Genomic DNA, 13,291 nt, shown 5'->3' on the forward strand with positions numbered 1-13,291 from the left:
TAACACCCTCATTGGAGATGTCAGTACAGTTCGACACATCCTTTGAGGGTGTTTTTACTATGTGAAGTTATTATTTTTTAGTTAGACCATCTAATTCCTCAACTCTCATCATATTATTTATCATACCTAAATAATATTTTCCTAATTCAGCACCAGTACGTTTGAAATCAGGGAGATCAAGGCCGATTAAATCTGCATGATCCCAACCGTTTTGTACAGGTCTGACTTGCCAAACCCCTTTACTTGTAGCTGGGTTCAAGAAGCCTACTTTTTTGAATGCTTGAGCAGTAGGATATATTGACGATGATACAGGTACTAGACCGTCATTCACTCTTACATTTTTATTTTTATCTCTACCAATGATACGACTCGTTATATCCATTGCGAATAACTGTCTTACGTCTGGTATTTGAAATCCTAGAGGGCCAGTATGCGTAGCTGCACCTGTATAAGTTGTGTATACAATATTAGGGTTTAAGTTTGTCATTTTATTTAACTTTTCAGCACCAGCAGTTGTTAAATCATTAATTGCTTGGTCTTCAGTATCCCAAATTCTACTATTTGCAACGCGTTCAGCATATTCTATATAGCTTTCATTTGGTTTTTGTTTAAAGCCCCATTGAGAAAAGCCTAAATTTAAATCTAGCAATCTACTACCACTTAGACGTCCTATACGATTCATTGCATCTTTAACAATTTTACGTGTACCTAATTTATCGGCAGCAGGCGTACCATTATGTGGTGTTCCTACAGTAGTGATAGTTGATATCATATTATCTTTTCCACCTTTGAAGAGATCTGATACCGTACCACCATGTTGACGTTGATAGTCTATTTCTTCTTGATTTCCATTTCTTAAGAAATGCTCCATCAAACGAATCGTTTGACCACCCATACTATGACCAACTAAATGAATTTTTTTACCAGGTGCCCAATCCGGCATAATACCTTCATATGTTCTACCATAACGATGATGACCATATTTAGCCGCATGAGCTGCACCGTAGTCTACGCGACCGCCTTTAATGTAGTAGTACAAGTCAACCGCACGATCATAGTTACTGCTAAATGCACCAATATTTGCTTCATGTACACGGTAACCTTGTTTAGTCAATTCACTTTTAATATTATATTTACCTCCACCCCAATAATTTGGGTAAAGTGTAAACGCATCTTCACCGACTAAACCAGCAAAACCATGAACGAACACGACAGGATATTGATTTTTATATTGAGCTTGTAGCGTTTGTTTAGAAAGTTTGTTCGGTTGATGAGATTGTAGTGTTTTTGGTTCTGTGGAAGTCGGTCTTTCTGTTTTATCTGTTTTAACTGATTGTTTCGTAGTATTTTTATTTTCTTGTTTCATGGATGGAGTTTTCTTAGTTGGTTGGTCTACTTCTTTTTCATTATTTTGTTCCCGAGTATCTTGTTCTTTATTTGAAGATTTTAATTGAGTTGAGTCTTTCGGGTCATCATTGTTTTCAGTAGATCGAAGTTGAGTATTTTGTGATGATTGATGGGCACCCTTAGACTGAGGATTATCATTGTCAGTTTCGTCTTTGTTGTTTCGAGACTCTTGCGTTGTTTCTTGAGGTTGTGAAGATGAGGAATTTTGTTTAGATTCTTTTGGGTATGTAGTATCACGAGTTGATAAATTATCCTCAGATTTTTGTGAGTGCTGTGAATCTGGTTTATCTTGAGGGTCTTGTTGATCTTGCGACTTAGTTGATTCTTGAGATTCAGAAGGATTATCGCTTGAGTTACTTTGAGTTACTTTATCATTTTCTGATTTGGTTTCTGTTGGTTTACTTTCTGATTCATATTGCTTGTTATCAGTAGATGTTGCGTTGTCTTGCGTAGAAGTGTTATCAGCTTTTCTTTCACTATTATTTGTTTTTTTAGACGGAAGGACGTCTTGATTATCTAATTCTTCCTTCTTAGTATCAATCGCTTCTGATGTGTCTGGAGTATCGTTATGATTAGTTGCTTCTTTCGTGCTTTCTAATGATTGATTTTGAGAGTTTTCTTTATCTTGAGGATGTTGAGTTGGATTCGTTTGTTGTGTTTGAGTAGATTGAGTTGATTCGGTTTGTTGAGGTTGAGAATGTTGCGTTGATTCGGATTGCTGTGGTTGAGAAGTTTTTGAAGATGATAACTCAGACTCACTTGGCCGTGATTCATTTTCTTTTAAATTCTTTTGAGCAGTTTGAGTTGTTTCATTTGAATGTGAAGGTGTATTAATTTGTTGGTTTGTCTCTTCTGCGGCATGTGCTTGTTGTCCCCCAATAAAAATCGTTATACCTGTGACAATAGACACGACTCCGACAGCGTACTTTCTAATACTAAATCTTTTCTTTTCATTATAATTTTTCAAAATAATCACCTCTATAAGTTTTTTCCCTTATAAAGATTGAAAATATAACTGCTATCTTTAAATTAACATACAAACGTTTAAATTTTTTAACTTTTTTTATTAAAGTTTTGTTAAAATTTTCATTTTTATATTTTGCTTTCTTCTATATTTTCAATTTAACAAATAATTATTATAATTCGATAGATTACCTGTAATTTGATATATTAAGTACTAAATAATATGTGTGAGGTTATTTTTAATGGAGAGTTACCAACAATTTCTAAACAGCCCTAATACATTTATATGGATAGCTTTTATTTTATATTTAATTAGTAGTTTAGTCTTTTTTAGTGTCACAGTTTTCGTGGGTTTACGTCATGTGTCTCTTAAAGAAAGAATCATTACTACCTTTGTTTTAAGTATCGTTTTAACACTTACGTTGACTACACTTACTTATTGCATCGTCTCTAAATAAAGAACTGGAAAGTCTGAATTAAATAACAACTTTCCAGCTTCACTATGTTAAACTCTATAATCTTCTACATTTATTATTTCATCACATTGTTTTGCTATTAATTGATCATGTGTGGCTATTATAATAACACGGTCTTTAGCTTTTAGACTGAGGAGTGCTTTAATAATTTTCTGACAATAGTCAATTATATATTTCATTATAAAACCCACCTGCAATAAACAAGTGGGACATGTTTCTCATAAAAATTAGTAAGATTCTCTTTTGAAGTTATTTAAAATCTTTTTCACATAAATCTATCTTGTTGATAAGTATTTGTTTTAAGATAAATTGCATAAAAATATTTCTTTATGAAAATAAATAGTCTCTTTGAGTAAAAAAGAAGCTGAGACGTAATTCATTGTCTCAACCTCACTCAATATGTTGGCAGTAGATGTCTGAATTGAAAGTGCGCTTATATCAAGCTTCTTTCAATCCTAGTCATCCTTGTCGCGGGACCCCAACATAGAGAATTTCTTTAGGAAGAAATTCTACAAACAATGAAAGTTGGGGTGGGACGACGAAAATAATTTTGACAAATTATGTTTTCTGTCCCACTCTCTTTTCGATGAGTTAATATAATGATGTATTATGAGTAGTACTTTCGTATATTTTATACATTTAATACCTTAATCATTTTAACCTCTTGTATATATCCGAACCGGTTTTGACTTGATATACCGATGGAGAGCATATGGATAAATAATGAATTGTGGTTGAGAGAAAGGGCGAACTGAGGATGGTCCGGCACCATAATAATAAGATTGCCAAACAAGTTTCGAACAATATGTAGCTCCTTTTGAATATGGATTCGGCGTTATATTATAGGGCACATGATTAAAATGAGATTTCGCATAGTTTCTAGCTTTGCCTCTATATTTTTTTGATGCTCGATATACACTGATATAACGATGTTTGGGGTGTCCTTTTTTCTTTTTTAAAGTACTATATTTCCATTTTCGAAAGCTTTTTGTCCTTGTAGATTTTCCATATCCACGAGCTTCTTTAATGTATCCATTCCCTACGTAAATCGCAGCATGACCTGTGAGCCCTTTGGCGCTTACACCATTTGTGATGAAATAGTCACCTTTTTTCAAATGAAATTTCTTTTTTCTTTTACGATTTTCTCGATCTATTTGGTCTTGTTTTTGTTGTTTCTGCCATTGTTCTTCAGCTGTTCTCTCAAACTTTGCTTCTTCTTCACGATTTTTAGCTTGAATTTGCTTCCATTGTTCTTCAGTAATTGATTTAGACACAACACCTTCATCTTGAAGTTCTTTCAACGAATTAGAGTTAGTTGAGCTCTCAACTTGAGCGTCTATACTTCCTGTAGTTAAAACTGTGCCACATATTGTAGTACATAATAAACTAGTTATTAACTTTTTCATTGATTTCCTCCTATGACTTGACTGTGTTTCATTAAAAAACATATCATATAATTGTATTATTTCTTTAAATTTTACAAAATATTAACAGAATAAAAATACTTAGTTAAGGAGATTAAATATGAAAAAAGAATATACATTAAATTATATTATTCCAATAAGTATTCTTATTGCTTTAATTGTTGTCCCTATATTAATTTTCACTTTAGGTAAACATATTTATTTAAATTATCAAAAACATGAAGAAGATAAACTCGAAGCAAAAGTTCACAGTGTACTTAAGCAAAAAGGTTGGGAAAACAAAATTAAAACAGAGAAACCCAATTTCACGTTGAATACTGGAGAACGTGACGTAGTTGTTACTTTTAAAGATGAGCCCTATAATACATATCAATATGAGGTTAATGATGATGGTAAAGTAACGGGAGATGCAGAGTTAAAAATGAAATATCAAGAGCGTTTTGATAATGATAAAAAATACAGAGAATATAGAAAGCGTCATCATTTTGAGGAAAAGTATGATTTAAAATAAAAAGACCTACTCTAATATCATTAGATAAAGTAACTTCAATTAAATCAATTTTTTAATAACAATTATTAAAATTTAAGCGTGAGTAGTCAACATTAAAGTAACTACTCACGCTTTTAAGATAATTATATAGAAGCAATCGTTATTTAATAATATCAATTAATTCTTTCTTAGATGCGGCACGTGCAGGTATCCAACCGAACACAATACCGATTAGGGTAGATACACCAACAGCTAAGATTACGGATCCTAGACTGACGGAACTTTTAACCATTTCTGGCGTCACAGCATCAATTAGTGTCGCTATGATAATACCGAGTATTAATCCAATAATACCACCAATAAGACATAGGACCACACTCTCGACTAAGAATTGTATTTCTATATCTCGACCTTTAGCGCCAAATGCACGTCGGATCGCAATTTCTTCTGTACGCTCAGTAACTGAAATGTACATCACATTCATCACACCAATACCAGCAATAAAGAGTGAAATACCTGCAACTGCTGCAACAAAGTAAGTAATGGTATCTAATACTTTTCCGATACCTTTCATCATTTCTTCATTGTCTTGATAACTATATTGCCCCTCAGATGTGCCAGTACCTTTTTTATTCAGTTCTTTTTCAACTTTTTTACCAACGTCTTTTTTAGCAGAACTCTTATCCACAGTAACTAATAATTGAGGCATACCCTGAGACAAGTTACCCATATATTTATTGAATGTCTTTGTAGGGAGTTGTACTGTTGATTCTTCAGGCATACCCATACCGCCAGCGTCCATTCCTGAACCTTCAGATACACCAACAACTTTAAATCCTTCGCCATTCACATAGATAGACTTACCTATCGCATTATTATTAAACACTTTTTTCGCAAGTTTACTATCAATGACAGCGACTTTCTCTTCAGTGTCATTATCATCTTTAGTAAAACCTTTGCCTTTGTCTACATCGGTAAGCTCGTTTTGTTTTTTAAGACTGACATCACCGCCACCATGTGAATTGGTGATTTTAGCTGAATACGTGCTATCATCGTCTTCTTTTATTTTGGCATTCTTAACACCTTTAACTTGTTCTACTACACTTATATCTTCTTGTTTAAACGGATTATTCTTAGGTGCCTCCATATTCTCAGTCATAAATGAAATAGAAGCTTGATCTTTACCCGCACCCGCTTCATCAAATTGTTCATTTGTTGATTTCTTAAATCCATTACCTAAAGACATAATAGTAATGACAGCTGCGATACCGATGATAATCCCAATCATCGTAAAGATGTTTCGACGTTTATTCTTTAAAATTGAGCGAAAGGCGACAGCAATAACATTAGAAAAGTTATTCATGCGTCAACACCTCTTCCTCTCGCACACGACCATCTAAAATATGAATAATACGATCAGCTTTATCCGCTACATCACGGTCATGTGTAACCATAATCATCGTCGTTCTTTTTTCTTTATTTAGTTTAACGAAGAGTTCCATAATATCTTGAGACGTCTTAGAATCAAGCGCACCTGTAGGTTCATCAGCGATAATAAACTTCGGATTATTGATAATCGCTCTAGCGATGGCCACACGTTGTTGTTGACCACCTGATAATTTATTCGGCAATAAATCTTCTTTACCTTTAAGACCGACGTCTTGAAGACCGTCTAAAACTTTATTTTTACGCTCTTTACTCCCTATTCCATTATAAATAAGAGGGATACTAACATTCTCAAGAATGGTATTATTTTGAATCAATTTAAAGTTTTGAAAGACAAACCCTACAGTATGATTTCGAATTTCAGCAAGCTTGTTGTCTGAACTTTTTTGATAATTTTCTTTATTGAAAAGGTATTCCCCTTCATATCCGCGATCGATAAATCCTAATATGTTGATGAGCGTACTTTTACCTGAGCCTGAAGGACCCATGATAGCGATAAACTCTCCTTCATCAATATGAATATCAATATCCTTTAAAATATGATTAGATTCATTACCATTTTTAAAGTGTCGATTGATTTTTTTCAACTCAATCATGATGACACCTCAACTTTTTCTCCATCATTTAAATTACCTTTAGGATTTTTAATGACTTTATCACCTGATTTAAGACCTTTTTTAACGATAATTTGACCATTGTTTCGTTCAATTTTGATATCACGTTTATGAACTTTATGATTTTCATCAACCACGAACACATCGTTATCTTTAGTTAATACATTGTCAGGTAATTTCTTAGTATTTAAAGGAATCTTCGCATCCATAGAGAAACCTGATCTAACTGGGATATCTAAATCTCCAATAACTACTCTGTATTTAGATGTGTCGCCTTCTTTACCTCCAGAAGGATTATTCACAGTTGGATTAGAAGCTTGAGCGCCTGAACCTTCACCTTCTTCACCGCCTGCTTGAGCACCACCAGCTGCTTCACCCTCACTACCGGAATCATAACTAGTAGGAAGCTCATCAATTTTGATAATCTTACCTTCGCCTTTTTTACCTGTACTATTTACAGTAACGTCGACTTTATCCCCCTCTTTAATTTTATTAATATCAAATTCTGTAACGGTCGCATTAATTTGAGGGTTATCTGAAATTAATTGTAAAATCGGTTGTCCATCACCAACATCTGAATCATTTTTGATATTTACTTTACCATCAAATGAAGCATACATACTGTCATTCACTTGTCTGTCGTGTTGTGCTAATGACTGTTGTGCTTCGTTTAATGAGCTTTGATCTTGAGTAAGTTTAGATTGCAATTGGCTATTATTAGGGCTTTGATTAATCTTTTGATAATCATCATTCACTTGACTTTGTGCTTGGTTCACCTTATTCGCTAATTGTTCACGTTTACTAGCATTCGTGTCATAATTAATTAAACGATCCCCTTGTTTAACCTTCTGTCCATCGTCTACAGATGTACTTAAAAATGTCCCAATTGAACTGTTATTATTATATGTCTTTACAGATTTAGGAGAAGCTTTCCCCTCTAAACTGATAGGTGTTTCTTTTTTAACTGTATATGTATCGTAACCTTCACTATCTTTCTTACCTGATCCATTTACCTGTTTCACGATAAAAGCAGCGATAATTAATAATAGAATGATTGCAATTCCTATGATGATCCACAATATTTTCTTTTTCATATCTATTTCTCCTTAATAATTGATTGCAATTGAAATGATAACACAAATGTAAAATTAGTAATATTTTATATATATAAAATTTACAAAATCTTAGAAATGTTAATATTGAAAAAACATTCATTCTCTAAAATTATTATGTATAGGCAATGAAATTTAACTAAAATTTTAAATTGCTTATTTTATAAAATAGATTTAAATGTTAACATTTAAGTGATATTAATAAACAAAGGAGATATACATATTATGGAAAATCAAAATATCGATACTAAACAACTAGAAAATTCTAGCATTCCATTTGTAAATCATTTTAGTAAGTTAAGAGAAAATCCAAAATGGTTAGTGAAGTTGTTAATTTTAATAGTTTTAGCCATAATAACTGCATTCGTAAGTTACTTTGCTACAAAAGATTCTTTATTATCACAAACTAATGGTCAGATGAATTCTGGAGTTTACTTGATAATAACAATAATAACTGGTTTCTTTGGCATGCTTTTTAATGCAGGAATAGTTTTTGTGATTTTCTTAGTTATTTCTAAAATATTTAAATCTGATGCTAAAGGTAGCAGTATCTTTTCTGCTGCACTTTCATACTCAATTATAATTAATGCTTTCTCTCTTATTATCATTATTATCCAACTATTATTTGGATTAAGTATTCTTGAATATAAATTAGACAGTTTAAACATCTTCGCTAAAGGCAACAAATTTTTAATGGCATTAAACTTAACTAACTTATTAAAAGCATTTTTAACAGGCGTAGTTTATTACTCAACGAGTCGCTTATCTAAGAAAACATCTATTATATTAGGTATCGTTGCTCTAGTTTTATTAGTTGGATTTGGTTTAATAAGTGGAGCTTCTGGTCAATCAATGCCAAATATGAACACTAAATAATCACAAGAGGTACAAAAATGAATTCAGGATTAATATTATTGATAATCATTTGTTGTGGTATGTTACCAATTATTATTAGCTTGAATGAGAAAAAGAAAAAATAAGTGATATCAACCATAACCTAAAAAATCCCCTCACTATCTCGAGTAGTGAGGGGATTGGTAATATTAATGCATGAACTCTTATTAATTTAATTATACTAGATTACATAGAAATGCATAGTAGATTAATTAATTATTTTTTATTTAAAGCTCGCTTTCATTAGATGCTATTATTTTTTTGGAGGAGGATTTTGATGATTACTATACTAATAGTTTTTTTACTACTTCATTTGTTACCTGCCATATATCTTGGAATAAAATACTTTAAATTAAAAAACAATAATGCCTCAGATAAAGAATTTAAAAATCTTTCTAAATCAATGATGAGAGCAGAAAGTATCATTATTCCGATTTCAATATTATTAATGTTATTACTATATTTTATTAAATAAAAAGTTGTCTGATCATTAGATTTTAATAAACTGCATACAAATAAGAAACTAACACTTCGTTCAGTCTACCCTCTACATAAAGAACGTTCCTTATTTAAGGAACGTTTACTCTTTCGTTTCTGGGTCATACGCTTCGATAATTCTATTCAACATCTTTTCAATGTAATTTTCATCTAATGAGTCGGGTTTGATTAATATATTGAAGTAAATAGGCGAGAAGATAAGATCTATAAATAAGTCTTGCTCTTCATCTTTAATATGCTTGCTGATAATCTTTTTTAATGTTCTTCGATTACTATTAAAATAATCTGTCATAAACGTTTCTCGTGCTTCGATCTGTTGATGACTGATTAAAATTTCAATCACTGCACTACCTAATTTCGTCTTATAAATATCTTTGATTTTCACTAAAAAATGATACAAATCTTCATATAAATTGTCGCTCTCATGGATAAATATCTTTTGTGATTGTTCAACAAACATATCCATAATAATTGACGATTTATCTTTCCATCTGCGATAAATCGTCGCTTTAGAGATACCAGTATTTTCCGAAATCTGATCAATTGTTATGTCTCTAAAATGTATTGTTTCTAATAAACGGTTAATTTCTTCATAAATTTTCTTATTTATTGTTGGATCTTTCGGTCTTCCAGCCATGTTTAACCCTTCTTTTATGCGTAATAAATTCAACAATTTCAAATATAACCACTGCACTTACAAACCATACAATAAATCCACCAATAATACTAATTAACCACATTTGTGTTGATTGTAAAAGTCCCCAAGTAGCTAAAATACTAAATAATACGCCTATCATACCAAAGACTGCGCCTCTACTCACATGCATTGCCATCTTATCACCAAATTGCATGCCTGTGATAAACATTGAAACTAAGAACACTGCTGGAAAAGTTGCAAAGATACCTCCGAACTCTTTCCAAGGTAATACCATTGATACAATGTAACTCACTAATACTGCTAATCCACCAACGAGAAATTTTATTAATACTAATTTCATTATTACAATGCCTCCATCATTAAATGTGTCTAACTACAAATATTGCTATAGAAATGACAAGCCAACATACAATTGAAAATATAGTCCCACTCTTGTAATTTCTTTTACCTATAAATAGTGAGGTAAAGAATACAGTAACTATACAAGATATAATTCCTACAATTGCACCTGTACTAAGATGTATAGACATTTGAATCAGTTGTTGACCTCGATGATCTATAGCTAAAGCAATCACTGCAGCAAGGTAGACTGCCGGCATAGTGGCTATAATACCACCTAACTTACCACCGACTTTATCTGCCATTACTGATGCGAGCGCAACTGCAAGACCACCTATTACAAAATGGAGAATAGCACTTGAAATCGATATACCAAACACAATAACCCTTCTTATCAATTTTAATTATTAAACGAAACGTTTCGTTTACTTTTAGTGTAAATCGATTATAGTGCGTTGTAAACATTTCCACTAAAATACCTAATTTTCTAAAAATAGTAATAGTATGTGTTTCACGTAAAACAATTATTAAAGTTTTTGCATTATCTAAAATAACTTATTTATAGTTTAGTTTGTTGCTTGATAGATTTATGTTAAAGTTTTTATAAAATCATTTTCTAATTAAGTGAGGTTAGACATTCATGTACAAAAATTTAATCTTTGATTTCGATGGTACAATTGCAGATTCTAAAGAATGTAGTATAGTTGCTACTCAAAAATCTTTTAAAGAAAGAGGGCTAGAAGAACCGACAGTAAATCTGATTGAGTATTATATGGGAATACCAATAGAAAAGTCATTCAGTTTAATGAGTTCCGTTGATTTAGATGACCATCAGTTAGAAGCGCTTATCAAAACCTTTAGGCAAAATTATAAAGAGGTTGAATCATCTTATTTAAAACTTTATAAACATATGACTGAACAACTCCAATCACTCTCAAAAGATAAACAGTTATTTGTAGTATCAAGTAAGAAAACAGATGTGCTCATTCGTAACTTAGAGATCTTAGACATAGATCACTTATTTACAGAAGTAATAGGGTCAGACAAAGTTAATCATTATAAACCTTCACCTGATGGCATCAACTATATCTTGAATAAATACCAATTAGAAAATGAAGAAACTATTTATATCGGGGACGCTATATTTGATATGCAAATGGCAAATAGCGCAAAAGTGGCATCATGTGCAGTCACTTGGGGTACACACAGTATTGAGGAATTAAAATCTGAGAATCCAACATATATCATTCATGAGGTAACTGAATTAAATTTCTAATCTTTTTTAAATTCTCGAAAATTCAATTAACATCCCTTCATCAAACATATAAAGGAGAAAATCACTTTGAGTAAAAAAGTTTTAATTACAGGTGCGAATAAAGGCATAGGCTTTGAAACAGCGAGACAACTTGGAGAGCAAGATTGGTACATATTACTCGGGGCTAGAAATGAGCAAAGAGGGATGGAAGCAGTTAATACGCTTCAACGAGAAGGAATTAACGTAAAATGGGTTAGATTAGATTTAAATCACGATGAAACAATAGATTCAGCTGCACAATACATTAGAGCACATCACAGTGATATTAACGTCTTAATAAATAATGCAGGTGTTTCAGGAAATATGCAGGCTAAGCCATTAGATGTGGATGTTGATGAGTTAAGATCTTTAACAGAGGTTAATTTCTTCGGTAATTTCCAAATGATTAAAGCTTTCACACCAATCTTAGCCCGTAATAAAGGTAGAATAGTGAATTTAACCATCCCTTTGAAACCATCAAGTTTCTTCGAACCATTTAGTTACATTGCAACGAAAGAACCACTTAACTCAATGATTAAGCTCTTTGCAAGACAATTCAAGAAAAGTAAAATACCAGTCGAAATTTTCGGTATTATGCCAGGTGGAGTGACGACTGATTTAAACAATCATCAAAAAGGTCTACTCATGCGTACCGTCAGTGAAGCTGCCCAATCCATTGTAAAAGTGGTCACAGACAACCGTAATCACAATGGTAAAATCTTACTTAGAGTCACGCCTTTTAAACTATTTAAAAAGTAAATACTTTCAATAAAAAAAAACGAGTTAGTGCAACAATATACTGCATTAACTCGTTCTTTTCTTACTATTTCTTATATATTCTAATTTTTATTTCATAATAGTCATCATGGTCTTTGTCTTTATGTTCAACACGTAAGCCAGACTGCTCGATGGCTTCAATACTTTTACCCACTTCATCTCTCGCTTGAGTCACATCTTGTGAAAATTGGAAAGTCTGAGCTTTAACTTTTTCAGGACCTGTCTTTTGACGTACTTTATCTTCAGTTTGTTTAACGTTTAATTTCTGATTAATGACTTGCTCAATTAATTCTTCTTGCTCATCTTCGGGTAAAACCAAGACAGCACGGGCGTGTCTTTCAGTTATCTTTCCTTCACGAAGTCGTTTAATCACGTTAGGAGCAAGTTTTAATAAGCGTAATTTATTAGCGATGAAACTTTGACTTTTACCTAGACTCTTCGCTAATTCACTTTGCGTCGTATCTCCTATTTCAAGCAATTTTTTATAAGCTTCCGCTTCTTCAACCACAGATAAATTCTCACGTTGAATATTCTCAATTAACGCAACTACTGCCGTTTCTTCATCATTCATGTGACGAATAATGACGTCAGCTTGTGGTTTATGCAATGATTGTAATGCTCTGAATCGACGCTCACCAGCAATAATTTCAAACATATCCTCTTCTATCGGACGTACAACGATGGGTTGCAATAACCCATGTTCTTCAATCGATTCAGCTAATTCTCTTATCTTATTTGGCTCAAATACTTGTCTTGGTTGATAACGATTGGGTACGATACGTTCAATATGAATGGATTCAACATTATTATTGCGCTCTTCTTCAGTATAACCAACGATGTCATCTTTATTTTTTAAACCAAATAATTTTGAAAAAGGTTTCTTCATTATCCATTCTCTC

General features: G+C 32.3%; 14 protein-coding genes. 4 read left to right on the plus strand and 10 right to left on the minus strand.

Features of this window, described 5'->3' with window-relative positions; translation table 11 throughout:
- Positions 1-70 precede the first annotated feature (70 nt).
- From lip to AC3WQX_RS10125, 3 genes are all read right to left on the minus strand, one after another.
- On the minus strand, positions 71-2,374 hold the full coding sequence (gene lip, locus AC3WQX_RS10115; protein WP_030061378.1) for a YSIRK-targeted triacylglycerol lipase: 2,304 nt from the start codon (positions 2,372-2,374) through the stop codon (positions 71-73).
- A 501-nt stretch (positions 2,375-2,875) separates the two neighbouring features.
- Entirely contained in the window at positions 2,876-3,025 is a 150-nt protein-coding gene (locus AC3WQX_RS10120) for a hypothetical protein (RefSeq protein ID WP_002454386.1), read from the minus strand.
- Between the two features lie 477 nt (positions 3,026-3,502).
- Positions 3,503-4,252, minus strand: a complete 750-nt coding sequence (locus tag AC3WQX_RS10125; RefSeq protein WP_049427071.1) for a C40 family peptidase — start codon at positions 4,250-4,252, stop codon at positions 3,503-3,505.
- Between the two features lie 118 nt (positions 4,253-4,370).
- Here AC3WQX_RS10125 and AC3WQX_RS10130 point away from each other — a divergent pair, with 118 nt between their 5' ends.
- A complete protein-coding gene (locus tag AC3WQX_RS10130; RefSeq protein ID WP_030061380.1) occupies positions 4,371-4,781 on the plus strand; it encodes a DUF3139 domain-containing protein in 411 nt (136 codons plus the stop codon).
- 139 nt (positions 4,782-4,920) lie between these two features.
- On the opposite strand, the gene AC3WQX_RS10135 is transcribed toward AC3WQX_RS10130, so the two are convergent.
- The 3 genes from AC3WQX_RS10135 to AC3WQX_RS10145 are packed head-to-tail and all read right to left on the minus strand — an operon-like array spanning position 4,921 to position 7,914.
- The gene (locus AC3WQX_RS10135; protein ID WP_037550858.1) at positions 4,921-6,123 is read right to left on the minus strand and encodes an ABC transporter permease; all 1,203 of its coding nucleotides are present in this window, start codon (positions 6,121-6,123) and stop codon (positions 4,921-4,923) included.
- A complete protein-coding gene (locus tag AC3WQX_RS10140; protein ID WP_023349962.1) occupies positions 6,116-6,802 on the minus strand; it encodes an ABC transporter ATP-binding protein in 687 nt (228 codons plus the stop codon). Before AC3WQX_RS10140 ends, AC3WQX_RS10135 begins: the two co-directional genes overlap by 8 nt.
- Positions 6,799-7,914, minus strand: a complete 1,116-nt coding sequence (locus AC3WQX_RS10145) for an efflux RND transporter periplasmic adaptor subunit (protein WP_030061384.1) — start codon at positions 7,912-7,914, stop codon at positions 6,799-6,801. The genes AC3WQX_RS10140 and AC3WQX_RS10145 overlap by 4 nt, the downstream gene beginning before the upstream one ends.
- Positions 7,915-8,157: 243 nt before the next feature.
- On the opposite strand from AC3WQX_RS10145, the gene AC3WQX_RS10150 reads away from it, so the two are divergent.
- Complete coding sequence (locus tag AC3WQX_RS10150; RefSeq protein WP_049427073.1) at positions 8,158-8,808, plus strand: YIP1 family protein; 651 nt, start codon at positions 8,158-8,160, stop codon at positions 8,806-8,808.
- A 598-nt stretch (positions 8,809-9,406) separates the two neighbouring features.
- On the opposite strand, the gene AC3WQX_RS10155 is transcribed toward AC3WQX_RS10150, so the two are convergent.
- Genes AC3WQX_RS10155 through AC3WQX_RS10165 form a run of 3 tightly spaced genes read right to left on the minus strand, consistent with a single transcriptional unit; the run spans position 9,407 to position 10,701 of the window.
- A complete protein-coding gene (locus tag AC3WQX_RS10155) occupies positions 9,407-9,961 on the minus strand; it encodes a TetR/AcrR family transcriptional regulator (RefSeq protein ID WP_030061518.1) in 555 nt (184 codons plus the stop codon).
- Entirely contained in the window at positions 9,927-10,322 is a 396-nt protein-coding gene (locus AC3WQX_RS10160; RefSeq protein WP_030061520.1) for a DUF3147 family protein, read from the minus strand. Before AC3WQX_RS10160 ends, AC3WQX_RS10155 begins: the two co-directional genes overlap by 35 nt.
- 19 nt (positions 10,323-10,341) lie before the next feature.
- Positions 10,342-10,701 carry a DUF3147 family protein gene (locus tag AC3WQX_RS10165; protein ID WP_002454376.1) on the minus strand — a complete coding sequence of 120 codons (360 nt, stop codon included), beginning with the start codon at positions 10,699-10,701 and terminating at the stop codon, positions 10,342-10,344.
- 260 nt (positions 10,702-10,961) lie between these two features.
- Between AC3WQX_RS10165 and AC3WQX_RS10170 the strand changes: the two genes are divergently transcribed.
- Together AC3WQX_RS10170 and AC3WQX_RS10175 are read left to right on the plus strand one after the other, a co-directional pair.
- Positions 10,962-11,597 (plus strand): HAD family hydrolase, encoded by a 636-nt coding sequence (locus tag AC3WQX_RS10170; RefSeq protein WP_002434582.1) that lies wholly within the window; start codon positions 10,962-10,964, stop codon positions 11,595-11,597.
- A 66-nt stretch (positions 11,598-11,663) separates the two neighbouring features.
- On the plus strand, positions 11,664-12,374 hold the full coding sequence (locus AC3WQX_RS10175; protein WP_049427077.1) for an SDR family NAD(P)-dependent oxidoreductase: 711 nt from the start codon (positions 11,664-11,666) through the stop codon (positions 12,372-12,374).
- 64 nt (positions 12,375-12,438) lie between these two features.
- On the opposite strand, the gene noc is transcribed toward AC3WQX_RS10175, so the two are convergent.
- On the minus strand, positions 12,439-13,278 hold the full coding sequence (gene noc, locus AC3WQX_RS10180; protein WP_002434625.1) for a nucleoid occlusion protein: 840 nt from the start codon (positions 13,276-13,278) through the stop codon (positions 12,439-12,441).
- Positions 13,279-13,291: the final 13 nt, after the last annotated feature.

It is taken from the genome of Staphylococcus sp. FW104-15G4D, assembly GCF_058790135.1.

What these genes read in the sequence shown, in the direction of transcription:
- AC3WQX_RS10160 (WP_030061520.1), bottom strand. Translation starts at nt 10,322, where the DNA reads ATGAAATTAGTATTAATAAAATTTCTCGTTGGTGGATTAGCAGTATTA.
- AC3WQX_RS10135 (WP_037550858.1), bottom strand. Translation starts at nt 6,123, where the DNA reads ATGAATAACTTTTCTAATGTTATTGCTGTCGCCTTTCGCTCAATTTTA.
- noc (WP_002434625.1), bottom strand. Translation starts at nt 13,278, where the DNA reads ATGAAGAAACCTTTTTCAAAATTATTTGGTTTAAAAAATAAAGATGAC.
- AC3WQX_RS10170 (WP_002434582.1), top strand. Translation starts at nt 10,962, where the DNA reads ATGTACAAAAATTTAATCTTTGATTTCGATGGTACAATTGCAGATTCT.
- AC3WQX_RS10145 (WP_030061384.1), bottom strand. Translation starts at nt 7,914, where the DNA reads ATGAAAAAGAAAATATTGTGGATCATCATAGGAATTGCAATCATTCTA.
- AC3WQX_RS10120 (WP_002454386.1), bottom strand. Translation starts at nt 3,025, where the DNA reads ATGAAATATATAATTGACTATTGTCAGAAAATTATTAAAGCACTCCTC.
- AC3WQX_RS10130 (WP_030061380.1), top strand. Translation starts at nt 4,371, where the DNA reads ATGAAAAAAGAATATACATTAAATTATATTATTCCAATAAGTATTCTT.
- AC3WQX_RS10155 (WP_030061518.1), bottom strand. Translation starts at nt 9,961, where the DNA reads ATGGCTGGAAGACCGAAAGATCCAACAATAAATAAGAAAATTTATGAA.
- AC3WQX_RS10140 (WP_023349962.1), bottom strand. Translation starts at nt 6,802, where the DNA reads ATGATTGAGTTGAAAAAAATCAATCGACACTTTAAAAATGGTAATGAA.
- AC3WQX_RS10150 (WP_049427073.1), top strand. Translation starts at nt 8,158, where the DNA reads ATGGAAAATCAAAATATCGATACTAAACAACTAGAAAATTCTAGCATT.
- AC3WQX_RS10125 (WP_049427071.1), bottom strand. Translation starts at nt 4,252, where the DNA reads ATGAAAAAGTTAATAACTAGTTTATTATGTACTACAATATGTGGCACA.